16 protein-coding genes, 1 tRNA gene and 1 rRNA gene are annotated in these 15,270 nt (G+C 52.9%); 10 read left to right on the forward strand and 8 right to left on the reverse strand.

What is annotated here, in order from left to right:
• The first annotated feature begins 58 nt into the window (after window positions 1-58).
• From AAIE02_RS00150 to AAIE02_RS00165, 4 genes are all read left to right on the forward strand, one after another.
• Window positions 59-2,200, forward strand: a complete 2,142-nt coding sequence (locus tag AAIE02_RS00150) for a lysine decarboxylase LdcC (protein WP_498531765.1) — start codon at window positions 59-61, stop codon at window positions 2,198-2,200.
• Window positions 2,201-2,257: 57 nt separating this feature from the next.
• The gene (locus AAIE02_RS00155; protein WP_008456956.1) at window positions 2,258-2,647 is read left to right on the forward strand and encodes a VOC family protein; all 390 of its coding nucleotides are present in this window, start codon (window positions 2,258-2,260) and stop codon (window positions 2,645-2,647) included.
• 61 nt (window positions 2,648-2,708) lie between these two features.
• Window positions 2,709-4,016, forward strand: coding sequence for a tRNA lysidine(34) synthetase TilS (gene tilS / locus AAIE02_RS00160; protein ID WP_498531766.1), 1,308 nt, complete (start codon window positions 2,709-2,711; stop codon window positions 4,014-4,016).
• Window positions 4,013-4,324 (forward strand): c-type cytochrome, encoded by a 312-nt coding sequence (locus AAIE02_RS00165; protein WP_336982881.1) that lies wholly within the window; start codon window positions 4,013-4,015, stop codon window positions 4,322-4,324. The genes tilS and AAIE02_RS00165 overlap by 4 nt, the downstream gene beginning before the upstream one ends.
• A gap of 55 nt (window positions 4,325-4,379) precedes the next feature.
• Here the strand turns inward: AAIE02_RS00165 and rof are convergent, their stop codons facing one another.
• Together rof and AAIE02_RS00175 are read right to left on the reverse strand one after the other, a co-directional pair.
• Window positions 4,380-4,640, reverse strand: coding sequence for a Rho-binding antiterminator (rof, locus tag AAIE02_RS00170; protein ID WP_008456962.1), 261 nt, complete (start codon window positions 4,638-4,640; stop codon window positions 4,380-4,382).
• On the reverse strand, window positions 4,627-4,827 hold the full coding sequence (locus AAIE02_RS00175; RefSeq protein ID WP_008456963.1) for a YaeP family protein: 201 nt from the start codon (window positions 4,825-4,827) through the stop codon (window positions 4,627-4,629). The genes rof and AAIE02_RS00175 overlap by 14 nt, the downstream gene beginning before the upstream one ends.
• Window positions 4,828-5,025: 198 nt before the next feature.
• Here AAIE02_RS00175 and AAIE02_RS00180 point away from each other — a divergent pair, with 198 nt between their 5' ends.
• The 3 genes from AAIE02_RS00180 to nlpE are packed head-to-tail and all read left to right on the forward strand — an operon-like array spanning window position 5,026 to window position 6,713.
• Window positions 5,026-5,568, forward strand: a complete 543-nt coding sequence (locus AAIE02_RS00180) for a YaeQ family protein (protein WP_008456965.1) — start codon at window positions 5,026-5,028, stop codon at window positions 5,566-5,568.
• Window positions 5,565-5,987, forward strand: a complete 423-nt coding sequence (gene arfB / locus AAIE02_RS00185) for an alternative ribosome rescue aminoacyl-tRNA hydrolase ArfB (RefSeq protein ID WP_008456967.1) — start codon at window positions 5,565-5,567, stop codon at window positions 5,985-5,987. Before AAIE02_RS00180 ends, arfB begins: the two co-directional genes overlap by 4 nt.
• A 36-nt stretch (window positions 5,988-6,023) precedes the next feature.
• On the forward strand, window positions 6,024-6,713 hold the full coding sequence (gene nlpE / locus AAIE02_RS00190; protein ID WP_498531767.1) for an envelope stress response activation lipoprotein NlpE: 690 nt from the start codon (window positions 6,024-6,026) through the stop codon (window positions 6,711-6,713).
• Between the two features lie 50 nt (window positions 6,714-6,763).
• Here the strand turns inward: nlpE and proS are convergent, their stop codons facing one another.
• The 6 genes from proS to metN all read right to left on the reverse strand — a co-directional run bounded on the left by proS (window position 6,764) and on the right by metN (window position 12,338).
• On the reverse strand, window positions 6,764-8,482 hold the full coding sequence (gene proS / locus AAIE02_RS00195; RefSeq protein WP_008456972.1) for a proline--tRNA ligase: 1,719 nt from the start codon (window positions 8,480-8,482) through the stop codon (window positions 6,764-6,766).
• Between the two features lie 110 nt (window positions 8,483-8,592).
• On the reverse strand, window positions 8,593-9,300 hold the full coding sequence (gene tsaA, locus AAIE02_RS00200) for a tRNA (N6-threonylcarbamoyladenosine(37)-N6)-methyltransferase TrmO (RefSeq protein WP_498531768.1): 708 nt from the start codon (window positions 9,298-9,300) through the stop codon (window positions 8,593-8,595).
• Window positions 9,297-9,701, reverse strand: coding sequence for an envelope stress sensor lipoprotein RcsF (gene rcsF / locus AAIE02_RS00205; protein ID WP_008456976.1), 405 nt, complete (start codon window positions 9,699-9,701; stop codon window positions 9,297-9,299). The genes tsaA and rcsF overlap by 4 nt, the downstream gene beginning before the upstream one ends.
• Window positions 9,702-9,814: 113 nt before the next feature.
• A complete protein-coding gene (locus AAIE02_RS00210; RefSeq protein WP_008456978.1) occupies window positions 9,815-10,630 on the reverse strand; it encodes a MetQ/NlpA family lipoprotein in 816 nt (271 codons plus the stop codon).
• Window positions 10,631-10,660: 30 nt separating this feature from the next.
• The gene (locus AAIE02_RS00215) at window positions 10,661-11,314 is read right to left on the reverse strand and encodes a methionine ABC transporter permease MetI (RefSeq protein WP_008456980.1); all 654 of its coding nucleotides are present in this window, start codon (window positions 11,312-11,314) and stop codon (window positions 10,661-10,663) included.
• Window positions 11,307-12,338 (reverse strand): methionine ABC transporter ATP-binding protein MetN, encoded by a 1,032-nt coding sequence (gene metN, locus AAIE02_RS00220; protein ID WP_008456982.1) that lies wholly within the window; start codon window positions 12,336-12,338, stop codon window positions 11,307-11,309. The genes AAIE02_RS00215 and metN overlap by 8 nt, the downstream gene beginning before the upstream one ends.
• A gap of 188 nt (window positions 12,339-12,526) precedes the next feature.
• On the opposite strand from metN, the gene gmhB reads away from it, so the two are divergent.
• The 3 genes from gmhB to AAIE02_RS00235 all read left to right on the forward strand — a co-directional run bounded on the left by gmhB (window position 12,527) and on the right by AAIE02_RS00235 (window position 15,166).
• Window positions 12,527-13,087: a D-glycero-beta-D-manno-heptose 1,7-bisphosphate 7-phosphatase gene (gmhB, locus tag AAIE02_RS00225; protein ID WP_336982883.1), complete on the forward strand. Its 561-nt coding sequence runs from the start codon at window positions 12,527-12,529 to the stop codon at window positions 13,085-13,087.
• A 378-nt stretch (window positions 13,088-13,465) separates the two neighbouring features.
• A 16S ribosomal RNA gene (locus tag AAIE02_RS00230) occupies window positions 13,466-15,005 on the forward strand.
• 85 nt (window positions 15,006-15,090) lie between these two features.
• Window positions 15,091-15,166 (forward strand) — tRNA-Glu (locus AAIE02_RS00235).
• Window positions 15,167-15,270 lie beyond the last annotated feature (104 nt).

Below are 15,270 nucleotides of genomic sequence, written 5' to 3' on the forward strand. Positions count from 1 at the left end.
GCTTCATGGAAAATCCCATTGCGCTATGCTTAGCCAGGTGATTTCCAGGAGGTGAACATTGAATACCATTGCGATTATGGGGCCGCACGGCGTTTTCTACAAAGACGAGCCTATTAAGGAACTGCATCGCGCGCTGGAGCTGCAGGGCTTTCAGCTCATCTACCCCACCAACAGCACTGACCTGCTTAAGCTGATTGAGCACAACCCTCGTATCTGCGGCGTGGTCTTTGACTGGGACGAATACAGCCTCGACTTGTGCAGCGAAATTAACCTGCTGAATGAAGATCTGCCGCTGTATGCATTCATCAATACACATTCCTCTCTAAACGTTAGCGTGAATGAAATGCGCATGGCGCTGTGGTTCTTCGAGTATGCGCTGAGCGCGGCCGACGACATCGCCCTGCGTATTCGCCAGTACACCGACGAGTACCTGGATACGATTACGCCGCCGCTGACCAAAGCGCTGTTCACCTATGTGAAAGAGGGAAAATACACTTTCTGTACGCCTGGGCATATGGCCGGTACCGCCTACCAGAAAAGCCCGGTCGGCTGCTTGTTTTACGACTTTTTTGGCGGCAACACGCTGAAGGCCGACGTGTCGATTTCGGTTACGGAGCTGGGTTCGCTGCTAGATCATACCGGCCCTCATCTGGAGGCGGAGGAGTACATTGCCCGCACCTTCGGCGCCGAACAAAGCTATATGGTGACTAACGGGACTTCGACGTCGAACAAGATAGTCGGCATGTATGCCGCGCCATCCGGCAGCACAATTCTGGTCGATCGTAACTGCCATAAATCGCTGACCCATTTGCTGATGATGACCAATCTGGTGCCAATCTGGCTGAAGCCAACGCGTAACGCGCTGGGGATCCTGGGCGGTATTCCGCAGCGTGAATTTACTCGTGAAAATATCGAGAAAAAGGTCGCTGAAACCCCGAATGCGCAGTGGCCGGTACACGCGGTTATCACCAACTCGACCTACGATGGGCTGCTGTACAACACCGATTTCATCAAGAAAACGCTGGATGTGCCGTCGATTCACTTTGACTCCGCCTGGGTGCCCTATACCAACTTCCATCCGATTTATCAGGGAAAAAGCGGCATGAGCGGTGATCGAGTACCGGGGAAAATTATCTATGAAACCCAGTCGACCCATAAGCTGCTGGCGGCGTTCTCCCAGGCTTCGCTGATTCACATTAAAGGTGATTACGATGAAGATACCTTTAACGAAACCTACATGATGCATACCACCACTTCCCCAAGCTATCCGTTGGTGGCCTCGATTGAAACGGCCGCGGCGATGCTGCGCGGTAATACGGGGAAACGGCTGATCAACCGTTCCGTTGAACGTGCCCTGCATTTCCGCCGTGAAGTGCAGCGCCTGTGCGAAGAGTCAGAAGACTGGTTCTTCGATATCTGGCAACCCGATCATGTTGATGAGGCCGAGTGCTGGCCCATTGCCCCCGGAGAGGAAGACTGGCATGGCTTCAGGGATGCCGATGCCGAACACATGTATCTCGACCCTATCAAAGTCACTATTCTGACGCCGGGCATGAGCGAGTTGGGTGAAATGGCAGAAGAGGGGATCCCGGCGGCGCTGGTGGCCAAGTTTCTCGACGAGCGGGGCGTTGTTGTTGAGAAGACCGGTCCGTACAACCTGCTGTTCCTGTTCAGTATCGGTATTGATAAGACAAAAGCGCTAAGCCTGCTGCGCGGGCTGACGGAGTTTAAGCGGTCTTACGATCTTAATTTGCGTGTGAAGAACATGCTGCCGGATCTTTATGCGGAAGATCCGGACTTTTATCGCAACATGCGCATTCAGACGCTGGCGCAGGGGATCCACAAACTGATTAAGCAACATAACCTGCCCGATCTAATGTTGCGCGCTTTTGATGTCCTGCCAGAAATGCGTATGACGCCGCATGAGGCTTATCAGCAGCAGGTGAAAGGCAACGTAGAAACGGTAGAAATAGAGGAACTGTTGGGCAGAGTTTCAGCCAATATGATCCTGCCTTATCCGCCGGGCGTGCCGGTGGTGATGCCGGGAGAAGTGATCACCAAAGAGAGTCGGGCGGTGCTCGACTTCCTGCTGATGCTGTGCTCTGTGGGGGAACATTATCCGGGCTTTGAAACGGATATTCACGGGGCTAAACTCGGTGAGGACGGCGTCTACAGAGTACGAGTCTTAAAAGAGGCTTGAGCGCTTGCTTTGCAGGGAAGCGATGATTACCTTGCCTGAAGTGACTAAGGAGATTTTATGCTGGGTTTAAAGCAAATTCATCACGTCGCGATTATCGCGTCGGACTACGAACGCAGTAAGCAATTCTATTGCGATGTGCTGGAGTTTACGCTGGAAGCGGAAGTTTACCGCAAAGAGCGGGACTCCTGGAAAGGCGATCTGGCGCTGAACGGCCAGTACGTTATTGAGCTATTCTCTTTTCCGTTTCCGCCTGTACGCCCAAGTCGCCCGGAGGCCTGCGGGCTTCGTCACCTAGCATTCAGCGTGGAAAACATTGACCAGGCGATTACGCATCTGGAAAGCCACGGCGTGAAATGCGAACCCATCCGCATCGATCCCTATACCAACAAACGTTTCACCTTCTTCAGCGATCCCGACGGCCTGCCGCTGGAACTTTATCAGCAGTAAACCTTGCCAGCGCCGCGAATGCCCGGTAATTTGCCGGGCAAACCCCTCGTAACGACGAACTATGACTAGCCGCGAACTTCAGTCTTTTCTGCATCCTCACCGCCAACTGCTGGTGGCGTTTAGCGGTGGGCTGGATTCGACGGTTCTGCTGCATCAAGTCGTTACCCTGCGAGATACGCTGCAACCCGACCTGAATATCAGGGCAATGCATATCCACCATGGACTCAGCCCGAGAGCAGACAGCTGGGTGGAACATTGCCGGGCAATTTGTGAGAAGTGGAACGTGCCCTTCGAAGTGGCTTATGTTCAGCTTCCCTCCGGCGGCAAGGGGATTGAAGGGGAAGCGAGGGCGGCCCGCTACCAGGCGCTTTCTGACTCGCTTTTGGCAGGTGAAGTGCTGCTGACGGCACAGCATTTGGACGACCAGTGTGAGACCTTCCTGTTGGCGCTTAAACGCGGCAGCGGCCCGGCCGGGCTGGCGTCGATGCCTGCGATTTTGCCTTTCGGCGATACTTCATTACTGCGTCCGTTGCTAGCAACTTCGCGCGCACAGCTCGAGGAGTGGGCTGGCGTTCACCGGCTAAGCTGGATTGAGGACGAAAGTAATCAGGACGATAAGTATGACCGGAATTTCCTGCGTCTGAGAGTCGTTCCTCTGCTGCAGCAAAGATGGCCCCATTTTTCCTGCAGCGTTGCCCGCAGCGCAGAGTTATGCGGTGAGCAGGAACAGCTGCTTGATGAACTGCTTGCCGAACAGCTGGATAACTTGATGTCACCCGAGGGTGCGCTGCATATTGAGTCGATGCTGGCGATGAGTGAGGCACGGCGATTTGCCCTGCTGCGGCGCTGGCTCTCCTGGCATCGGGCTGCGATGCCGTCCCGGGCTTCTCTTCAGCGTTTATGGCAGGAAGTCGCTTTAAGTCGGGAAGATGCCAATCCTAGCCTTCGCCTGGGCGAACATGAAATCAGGCGTTTTCAGGGGGAACTGTATTGGGTTCCGCTGCTGAAGATCGATCGGGAAAAAAGCTATTTATGGCCCGCACCTTATCACCCCCTGAATCTCCCTGGGCTGGGAATGATTTTACTCAGCGAGAAGGGAATGCCGGTGCGTGCGCCAGCAGAGGACGAAATTGTTAGCCTGCGTTTTAAGGCTTCAGGTTTGCTGCATATTGTCGGCCGTGATAAAAGGCGAACGCTGAAAAAAATCTGGCAGGAATTGCGCATTCCGCCATGGGAACGTGACGCCACGCCGCTGCTGTTTTATGGCGAGCAACTTATCGCTGCGCCGGGTATTTTTGTCACTCGTGAAGGACAAGCTACGGAACATTCATGCTGGCACATAGACTGGCAAAAGGGAGTTGAGCAATGAAAAACGTCGTATTGCTGCTTGGGCTGATAGCCTGCAGTTTACCTGCTCTGGCGAAAGGCGATCCCCAGGCCGGGGAAGCGAAGGCCATGACCTGCGTTGCCTGCCATGGCATGAGTGGGAAAGCTTCTGCGCCGCTGTACCCAAACATTGGCGGGCAGAGCGAAGCTTATCTGGAGCATTCGCTTCAGGCTTATAAAAAAGGGGAGCGCAGCGGTGGGCAGGCAGAAATCATGAAGGCTTACGTCAGCGGGCTTTCAGACGAGGATATCTCTGATTTAGCGGCCTACTACGCCTCAATGAAGCCGTAAACAAAACGGGCAGCCTCGATAGCTGCCCGTTTTGTTTGAGATGGGGTGATCAGATTTATTCGACGCTCACCACGATAGTGCCGATTTCGGGGTGGCTAAAGCTGTTAATTTTATCGAGGCGTAGCTCACGCGTAGCGCCAGCGTTATCGACAACCAGGTATTCGACGTTTTTACGAGAAACCAGATCGCTCGCTTTGGCTTTCAAAACCTCCCCGTCTTTTAACTCCAGCGTCAGTAACAAATGATGCTGGCAGGCGAGCTCGAGATTGTCATAATCATCACAGTTGATGGGTTGATACGCATCATTCATTGACATAATCGCTCACCAGTAAGTTCGCGGCAGCATAAGCCGCCTGTTCCCTGACCGACTCCGATACGGCCTCGCTGGAGGCAACTTCGTTCAGAGCCTTCAATACGCATCCTAAGGCATCAGGAATATAGCCTAAATCGCCGCTGGCAATTTCCGCATAGCGTTGCCGAACTAATTCACAATACTTTTCCACATACCCTCCTCTCAGAGTCCCGACTTCAGACCTACTCGTGGGGTCAAGTCTAAGCCTACGAAGATAAACTCTGTTTAGCAAGGTGACTATACCACAGCAATGTAACCGATATCAGCCACGCAAATATACCCGTCATACACAGAGCCGAAGGGGTGTTATTTCGCTACAATAGCGCGCAATTGTGTATGGAGAAGTGTGATGGCGTTAAAAGCGACAATTTATAAGGCGACGGTAAATGTGGCCGATCTCGATCGTAATCGGTTTCTGGACAGCAGCCTGACGCTGGCGCGTCATCCCTCGGAAACGCAGGAGCGCATGATGCTGCGCCTGCTGGCATGGATTAAATATGCGGATGAGCGGCTGGAATTTACCCGTGGCCTCAGCGCAGAAGACGAGCCGGAAATCTGGCGTAAAAACGATCACCTTGGCATTGATTTGTGGGTAGAACTAGGGTTACCGGAAGAACGTCGGGTCAAAAAAGCCTGCAGCCAGTCGGCTGAGGTGGCATTGTTTACCTATAATAGTCGGGCGGCGGAAATTTGGTGGCAGCAAAACCAGACCCGCCTGAGCCAGTTTAAAAACCTGTCCATCTGGTATCTGGATGACGCACAGCTGGCGAAGCTAAGTGAGTTTGGTACGCGCACCATGAACCTGCAGGCGACGATTCAGGATGGCGCAATCTGGCTGTCCGACAGCGAGAATAATCTGGAAATTCACTTTACGGCCTGGCTGCAACAATGATTTCCGTGTCGCGAACGGTCGTTATCCCGGACAATGAAGTCACGATTACCGCGATTCGCGCCCAGGGGGCGGGCGGGCAGCATGTGAATAAAACCTCAACGGCGATTCATTTGCGCTTTGATATTCCTGCCTCTAGCCTGCCGGAGTCGTATAAGATACGTCTGCTGGCAGTAAGTCACCATTTGATCACGCCTGAGGGCGTGGTGGTGATTAAAGCCCAGGAATACCGAAGCCAGGAGATGAACCGCGAAGCGGCGGTGGCTCGCCTGGTTTCATTGATACAAGAACTCACCGTAGTGCAGAAGAGCCGCCGTGCCACAAAGCCGACGCGGGCTTCTAAAGAGCGGCGTCTGGCCTCAAAGGCGCAGAAATCGACAACCAAAGCACTACGCGGCAAAGTTCGTCGTCATCCGGAGTAGCGACGAACATTGGGACAACGGCATAAGGAATGAAGCATGAAGAAGAGTCTTCTGGCTGCGCTGGCAGCGCTCAGCCTGTTCACGCTATTTGGCTGTAATAATCGTACGGAAACGCAAACTCTGATCCCGGCTCAGGCGGCGGAATTGAAACCGATGCAGCAGAGCTATCGCGGCGTAGTGCCGTGTGCGGATTGTGAAGGGATTGAAACCTCGCTGTTCCTGGAAAAGGACGGCACCTGGGTGATGAATCAGACTTACCAGGGTAAAGGAGCCTCATTTGCCAGCTACGGTAAATGGGCGCGGACTGCCGATAAACTGGTCTTAACCGACAGCGAAGGCGAGAAGCAGTATTACCATCCTAAGGGCGACAGCCTGGTGATGCTGGATCGTGAAGGCAATCCGATTGATTCGCAGTTCAACTACACGCTAAAAGCGGTGGATGCGAAGCTGCCGTCAACGCCAATGTCGATGAAAGGCAAGTATAAATACATGGCTGACGCGGCGGTGTTCCAGGACTGTGCGACCGGTAAAACCTTTGCCGTTGCGGATAATGCCGAGCTGGAAAGAGCCTATGCGGCAGCACGCGGCAAGAACAGCGCGCCAATCCTGCTGGTGGTAGAAGGGCACTTTACGCTGCAGGCTTCTCCAGACAGTGGGGAGTTACAAAAAGCGCTGGTCGCGGATAAGGGTGCGAAGTTTAAGCCCGGCAAAGAGTGTAACGACTAAAACGAAAAAGCCCGTCCAGATGGACGGGCTTTTTTATGCTCAGCGGTTAATTAGCCTTTGATCTGCTTCACCAGGAAATCAACGATCTCGTTGGTTTTGATCATCTGCTTCTCACCGGCACGGCGATGTTTGTATTCGATCTCTTCGTTGTCGAGATTGCGGTCGCCGATAACGATAGTGTGAGGAATACCAATCAGCTCCATGTCGGCAAACATCACGCCTGGACGCTCTTTACGATCGTCCAGCAGCACGTCGATGCCCTGCGCGCGCAGCGTGGTATACAGCTCTTCAGCCAGCTGCTGCACGCGGAATGACTTGTGCATGTTCATTGGCAGAATCGCAACGTGGAACGGGGCGATAGCGTCCGGCCACAGAATACCGCGATCGTCAAAGTTCTGTTCAATCGCAGCCGCGACCACGCGGGTAACACCGATGCCGTAGCAACCCATGGTCAGGGTCTGGTTACGGCCATCTTCACCCTGAACCGCGGCTTTCAGCGCTTCAGAGTACTTGGTACCCAACTGGAAGATATGACCCACTTCGATGCCGCGCTTGATCATCAAGGTGCCTTTGCCGTCCGGGCTTGGATCGCCGGCCACAACGTTACGGATATCCGCAACTTCTGGTAGCGCAACATCGCGTTCCCAGTTAATGCCGATAAAGTGTTTGCCGTCGATGTTTGCGCCAGCGGCGAAATCACTCATTGCCGCAACGCTGCGGTCAATCACAACTGGAACAGGCAGATTGATTGGCCCCAGGGAACCAGGACCGGCTTTCACGATGTCGCGAATTTCTTGTTCGGTGGCGAATGTTAGCGGACTTGCTACCTGCGGCAGTTTCTCAGCCTTCACTTCGTTCAGCTCGTGATCGCCACGAACCAGCAAAGCAACCAGCGGATAAGCGCTGCCTTCGGTGGCTTTCACCAGCAGAGTCTTAACCGTTTTCTCGATTGGCAGGTTAAACTGCTCAACCAGCTCGGCGATAGTTTTTGCGTTCGGGGTGTCGATTTGGCTCATTTCAGCGGTTGGCGCTGCGCGGCCTGCTGCCGGCGCTAAAGCTTCAGCGAATTCGATGTTTGCCGCATAGTCTGAGCTGTCAGAGAAGATTACATCGTCTTCACCGCTTTGGGCCAGTACCTGGAACTCATGGGAAGCGCTGCCGCCAATAGAGCCGGTATCTGCCTGAACGGCACGGAAATCCAGACCCATACGGGAGAAAATCTTGCTGTAAGCCTCATACATCTTGTCGTAGGTTTCCTGCAGGGATTCCTGAGACGTATGGAACGAGTAGGCGTCTTTCATCAGGAATTCGCGGGAACGCATTACGCCAAAACGTGGGCGCACTTCGTCACGGAATTTAGTCTGGATCTGGAACAGATTCAGCGGCAGCTGCTTGTAGGAGCTCAGTTCGTTGCGAATCAGGTCGGTGATCACTTCTTCGTGGGTTGGACCCAGCACGAAAGGACGTTCGCCACGGTCAACAAAGCGCAGCAGCTCCGGGCCGTATTGTTCCCAACGTCCACTCTCCTGCCACAGGTCGGCGGGTTGAACCACCGGCATGCACATTTCGATAGCACCGGCGTTGTTCATTTCTTCACGCACGATGTTTTCGACTTTCTTCAGGACGCGCAAACCGGTTGGCAGCCAGGTGTATAAACCGGAGGCCAGCTTGCGGATCATCCCGGCGCGCAGCATCAGCTGGTGGCTGACTACTTCAGCGTCGGCAGGTGTCTCCTTCAGAGTGGAGAGCAGATATTGGCTAGTACGCATGTTGTTACGGTTCCATTTGAACGGCAGAGCGCAGGCCAGCGGCGGCCTGCTTCAAAAAAAGTGGTTTAGTTTACCAGTGTGGCAGAGATGTCAAAAGAGAGAGGGCTAAATTAACTCGTTTCGAGAGCGAACACTTCAAAACCGTGTTCTGTGATGCGCCAGCGAACGTTAAAGTCCAGCAGCAGAACGGCGTAAGTTTTCCCGACATCTTCACCTTTACGATAGGCAGGACGAGGGTCCTGAGCAAGCACCTGACTGATAAAACGCGCAAGATGCGGATAGCGTTTTTCCAGCCCGGTCAACTGATGCTGCACTTCTGGTGTAAAAATCACAGGCATGTCCGCCTGCGGAGCCTGCTGTGCATAGCCAGCACGTGCGTCCGGCACGGCTTCTGCAAATGGCAGGTACGGTTTGATATCTACAATGGGCGTGCCATCCACCAAATCCAGACTGCCGAGCTGTAAGATCACTTCATCTTTTTGGCAACGAATACCTTTAAGCTCAACCAGCGACATGCCGATTGGATTCGGGCGAAACGTGGAGCGCGTAGCAAACACGCCCATTCGCGCGTTGCCGCCAAGCCGGGGAGGACGTACGGTTGGGCGCCAGCCGCCTTCCATCGTTTGGTGAAAGACAAACAATAGCCACAGGTGGCTAAACTCTTCCAGCCCACGAACGGCATCGGCCTGGTTGTAAGGCGCAAGCAGACGCAGTTCACCGCCGCCGTCTTTGACCAGGCCGGGCTGACGCGGGACGGCGAACTTTTCTTTATAAGGGGAGCGAATAACGCCTATTTGTGCAAATTGAAATGGGGTCATTGCGCCGAAACTTGCAGCGCGGAGCCAACGCAAACAGCCTGACGGTAGCACCCTGGCGTGCCGGTGGTGATGTCGCAGCTGTGCTGCAGGACCGCATTGGCTTTCATTTTGGAGGCATTAATCTGCATGCGTTTACGTGCTGTCGGGATATTCGGGGGAGAATCCTGATTGCTTGCCTGGCAAGACTCGCCGCTGACTTCGCCTAAATCACGGAACGGTTTACCCACCAAGTCTTCTGCGTTGGTGTAGATTCTGACCGGAACAGGGCGAGGAGCTTTCGGTTTCTCTGTTTCTGTCTTCGGCGCAGCTGCCGTGCTTTGAACGGGTTCTACTGGGGATCTGCTTAGCATTGAACAGCCGCTCAGCGCGAAGGCTAATAAACAGATCGGTAAAGCACGCATAATATTTCCTCAATGAATGTAAAACGGGGAACATTGAAGCAAGCTCGAACCAAAATAACAAGGCGGGCTTGCGCCCGCCTTTAATTATTTACGTAAAACTGAAGAATGGAAACTTACCAGCCTTTAACCGCGCCGCCGTTAAAGACTTTGTTAGCCGCTTCGTTCACTTCGTCAGACTGGTAGGCCTGAACGAACTTCTTCACGTTTTCTGCATCTTTGTTGTCTTCACGAGAAACGATCAGGTTCACGTAAGGCGAGTTTTTGTCTTCAACGAAGATACCGTCTTTCGCTGGTGTCAGGCCAATCTGGCTAGCGTAAGTGGTGTTGATGATGGCCAGAGCAATCTGCGCATCGTCAAGAGAACGCGGCAGTTGCGGTGCTTCCAGCTCAACCAGTTTCAGATTTTTTGGGTTCTCGGTGACATCCAGCACGGTTGGCAACAGACCAACGCCGTCTTTCAGTTTGATCAGACCTTCTTTCTGCAGTAGCAGCAGAGAACGGCCGAGGTTAGTCGGGTCGTTTGGCAGTGCTACCTGAGAACCCGGCTGCAGTTCAGCCAGTGATTTGATTTTTTTGGAGTAGCCGGCAATTGGATAAACAAAGGTATTGCCTACGGAAACCAGCTTATAACCACGATCTTTGATCTGCTGATCCAGGTAAGGTTTGTGCTGGAAGGCGTTAACGTCGATATCCCCTTTGCTGAGTGCTTCGTTTGGCAGGACATAGTCGGTAAAGGTCACCAGCTCAACATCGAGGCCATACTTCTCTTTAGCCACTTTCTGAGCCACTTCCGCAACCTGCTGCTCAGCGCCAGCAATCACGCCGACTTTAATGTGGTTTGGATCTTTCTCTTCCTGACCGCAACCCACCAGGGCCAGAGAGCCAATCAGAGCGCCGACCGCGGCGAACGTTTTAAAGTTAAAAGCCATGTCCTTTTCCTTGTATGAATGCAGTTGTGTTTATTTGTGTGTAACAGCCCGGACGATACGATCGCCAGAGAATTGAATTAAGTAAACCAGCACGACCAGCAGAACCAGTACGGTATTCATTACGGTAGCGTTGTAGCCGATGTACCCGTACTGATAGCCAATCTGCCCCAGACCACCGGCACCGACGGCACCACCCATAGCAGAATAGCCCACTAAAGTGATAAGGGTAATCGTCGCGGCGTTGACCAGGCCTGGAAGTGCTTCTGGAAGCAGTACTTTACGAATGATTTGCAGCGGCGTAGCGCCCATCGCGCGTGAAGCTTCAATCAGGCCGGTTGGAATTTCCAGCAGGGCATTTTCAACCATACGCGCAATAAACGGCGCGGCACCAACGGTCAACGGAACGATAGCCGCTTGCAGGCCGATAGACGTTCCTACGATGACGCGAGTAAAAGGGATCATCCAGACAAGCAGGATAATGAATGGAATAGAACGGAAAATGTTAACGATCGCCGAGAGGCTGCGGTAAAGCTTCGCATTGGCGCTGATTTGCCCAGGACGAGTGATGTAAAGCAGCACGCCGACTGGCAGACCGAGCACAAATCCGAAGAAACCGGACACAAAGGTCATGGCCAACGTTTCATATACGCCGCGAGCCAGTAACCAAATCATTGCTTCAGACATAACCCAGCACCTCTACTTTCACGTGTTGCTCCTGCAGCCAGGCAATAGCCGCTTGCGTATCTTTTGGCTCGCCGTGCATTTCACACAGCATGATGCCGAACTTCACGCCACCGGCATAATCCATCTGCGCGCTAATAATGTTGCTGTTCACGTTGAAGGTACGTGCTGTTTCTGAGAGCAGTGGGGCATCGACCGACTGGCCAGTGAACTCCAGGCGTAATAAAGGTACCGCATTTTCTTTATGCTCTGCGTTCAGACGCTGCGCGTAATCTTCCGGCACGTCGAGGTGCAGTGTGGACTGAATAAACTGCTGCGCCAGAGGCGTCTTCGGATGGGAGAACACTTCGCTCACCGTATCCTGCTCAATAAGCTCGCCGTTGCTGATCACGGCCACGCAGTCACAAATACGTTTGACCACATCCATCTCGTGGGTGATAAGCAGAATGGTCAGGCCCAGGCGGCGGTTAATGTCTTTCAGCAGCTCCAGAATAGAGCGGGTCGTGGCTGGGTCCAACGCGCTGGTAGCTTCGTCACACAGCAGGACCTTTGGGTTGCTGGCAAGCGCACGAGCAATCGCGACGCGCTGCTTCTGACCGCCGGAAAGGTTTGCAGGCCAGGCATCGTGCTTTTCACCTAAACCTACTAAGTCCAGTAGCTCGGTAACGCGACGTTTAATCTCTTCTTTTGGCGTGTTATCCAACTCGAGCGGCAGAGCGACGTTACCAAAAACGGTACGCGAAGAAAGCAGATTAAAGTGCTGGAAGATCATACCGATCTGGCGGCGGGCTTTGGTTAACTGGGTTTCAGAAAGCGTTGTCAGGTCCTGACCGTCAACCAGAACTGAACCTTCGGTTGGACGTTCAAGCAGGTTTACACAGCGGATAAGGGTGCTTTTCCCCGCACCGGACGCGCCAATCACGCCATAAATTTGCCCGGCAGGTACGTGCAGACTGACATTGTTCAATGCCTGTATGCTGCGGTTTCCCTGCTGGAACACCTTGGTGATATTTGAAAGTTTAATCATTGAGTTATTTATTATCGTATCTGTATTAGCCGTGGAATTTTCTGCTACCAGTAACCAAAGTTACCGTAATCGATATGGATGTTAAGGCATCCAGACGTCTAAATCAATCAGCGAGTGAAGGACTGTTCTCTCCTTATTACTAAATCATGCGATACTAAACGCCATTAACCCGTTTCAGGAGTTCTCAAGTGGCACAGTCCGTACCCGCTATTTTTCTCGACCGCGATGGCACCATTAATGTCGATCATGGCTATGTATATGAAGTTGACCGATTCGAGTTTATTGATGGTGTTATAGATGCAATGCGCGAATTAAAAGAGATGGGCTTTGCTCTGGTGCTGGTGACTAACCAGTCCGGCATTGCGCGCGGGATGTTCACCGAGGCTGACTTTGAAAACCTGACCGAATGGATGGACTGGTCGCTGGCGGACCGCGGCGTCGATCTCGATGGCATCTATTATTGCCCTCATCATCCGGATGGGAGCGTGAAAGAGTTTAGCCAGACTTGTGACTGTCGTAAGCCGCAGCCTGGCATGCTGATTTCTGCCCGTGACTTCCTGCACATTGATATGGCTTCTTCTTATATGGTCGGCGATAAAATTGAAGATATGCAGGCTGGTGCTGCCGCAATGGTGGGGACTAAAGTGCTGGTTCGCACTGGAAAACCAGTGACAGAAGCAGGCGAGGCGGCCGCAGATGTGGTTATTAATAGCCTCGCGGACCTGCCAAAACTTATCAAAAAGCGCTAAAAATAAGCGTTTCGTTTAAAAAATAGGCTGTCAGAAAGTTTTTTCAAATTAGGGGTTGTCAGGCTCTGAGAACTCCCTATAATGCGCCTCCACTGACACGGCGAAGCGGCTTCGAAAGCGGCTTCACAACCCGGCAGTCAGTCAGACGAAAGCGAAAATAAACGCTTGACTCTGAAAGAGGAAAGCGTATTATACGCCACCTCGAGTTAGCAAGCGAAAGCGACTGACTCACTGCTCTTTAACAATTTATCAGACAATCTGTGTGGGCACTCGCAGGATTGATATCTCAGCATCTCCGGATGCAAACAAATATCAAGTCTTGAAGAGTGACTACTGATTTTATAAACAGTTTTAATTCTTTGAGCATCAAACACTTTTAAATTGAAGAGTTTGATCATGGCTCAGATTGAACGCTGGCGGCAGGCCTAACACATGCAAGTCGAGCGGTAGCACGGGGAGCTTGCTCCTGGGTGACGAGCGGCGGACGGGTGAGTAATGTCTGGGGATCTGCCTGATGGAGGGGGATAACTACTGGAAACGGTAGCTAATACCGCATAACGTCGCAAGACCAAAGAGGGGGACCTTCGGGCCTCTTGCCATCAGATGAACCCAGATGGGATTAGCTAGTAGGTGGGGTAATGGCTCACCTAGGCGACGATCCCTAGCTGGTCTGAGAGGATGACCAGCCACACTGGAACTGAGACACGGTCCAGACTCCTACGGGAGGCAGCAGTGGGGAATATTGCACAATGGGCGCAAGCCTGATGCAGCCATGCCGCGTGTATGAAGAAGGCCTTCGGGTTGTAAAGTACTTTCAGCGAGGAGGAAGGCATTAAGGTTAATAACCTTGGTGATTGACGTTACTCGCAGAAGAAGCACCGGCTAACTCCGTGCCAGCAGCCGCGGTAATACGGAGGGTGCAAGCGTTAATCGGAATTACTGGGCGTAAAGCGCACGCAGGCGGTTTGTTAAGTCGGATGTGAAATCCCCGGGCTCAACCTGGGAACTGCATTCGAAACTGGCAAGCTTGAGTCTTGTAGAGGGGGGTAGAATTCCAGGTGTAGCGGTGAAATGCGTAGAGATCTGGAGGAATACCGGTGGCGAAGGCGGCCCCCTGGACAAAGACTGACGCTCAGGTGCGAAAGCGTGGGGAGCAAACAGGATTAGATACCCTGGTAGTCCACGCCGTAAACGATGTCGACTTGGAGGTTGTGCCCTTGAGGCGTGGCTTCCGGAGCTAACGCGTTAAGTCGACCGCCTGGGGAGTACGGCCGCAAGGTTAAAACTCAAATGAATTGACGGGGGCCCGCACAAGCGGTGGAGCATGTGGTTTAATTCGATGCAACGCGAAGAACCTTACCTACTCTTGACATCCAGAGAACTTTCCAGAGATGGATTGGTGCCTTCGGGAACTCTGAGACAGGTGCTGCATGGCTGTCGTCAGCTCGTGTTGTGAAATGTTGGGTTAAGTCCCGCAACGAGCGCAACCCTTATCCTTTGTTGCCAGCGGTTCGGCCGGGAACTCAAAGGAGACTGCCAGTGATAAACTGGAGGAAGGTGGGGATGACGTCAAGTCATCATGGCCCTTACGAGTAGGGCTACACACGTGCTACAATGGCGCATACAAAGAGAAGCGACCTCGCGAGAGCAAGCGGACCTCATAAAGTGCGTCGTAGTCCGGATTGGAGTCTGCAACTCGACTCCATGAAGTCGGAATCGCTAGTAATCGTAGATCAGAATGCTACGGTGAATACGTTCCCGGGCCTTGTACACACCGCCCGTCACACCATGGGAGTGGGTTGCAAAAGAAGTAGGTAGCTTAACCTTCGGGAGGGCGCTTACCACTTTGTGATTCATGACTGGGGTGAAGTCGTAACAAGGTAACCGTAGGGGAACCTGCGGTTGGATCACCTCCTTACCTAAAAGATACAACCCGCGTAGTGCTCACACAGATTGTCTGATAGATGTAGAGAAGCAAGGCGTCTTGCGATTGAGACTTCAGTGTCCCCTTCGTCTAGAGGCCCAGGACACCGCCCTTTCACGGCGGTAACAGGGGTTCGAATCCCCTAGGGGACGCCACTTGCTGGTATGTAAGTGAAAGTTGCGTGCCGAACTATCTCAAAGCTGACTTGAAAGAGTCATGTTTGAGATATTTGCTCTTTAACAATCCGGAACAAGCTGAA

This window comes from Cedecea sp. Ae19-4 (genome assembly GCF_059801165.1).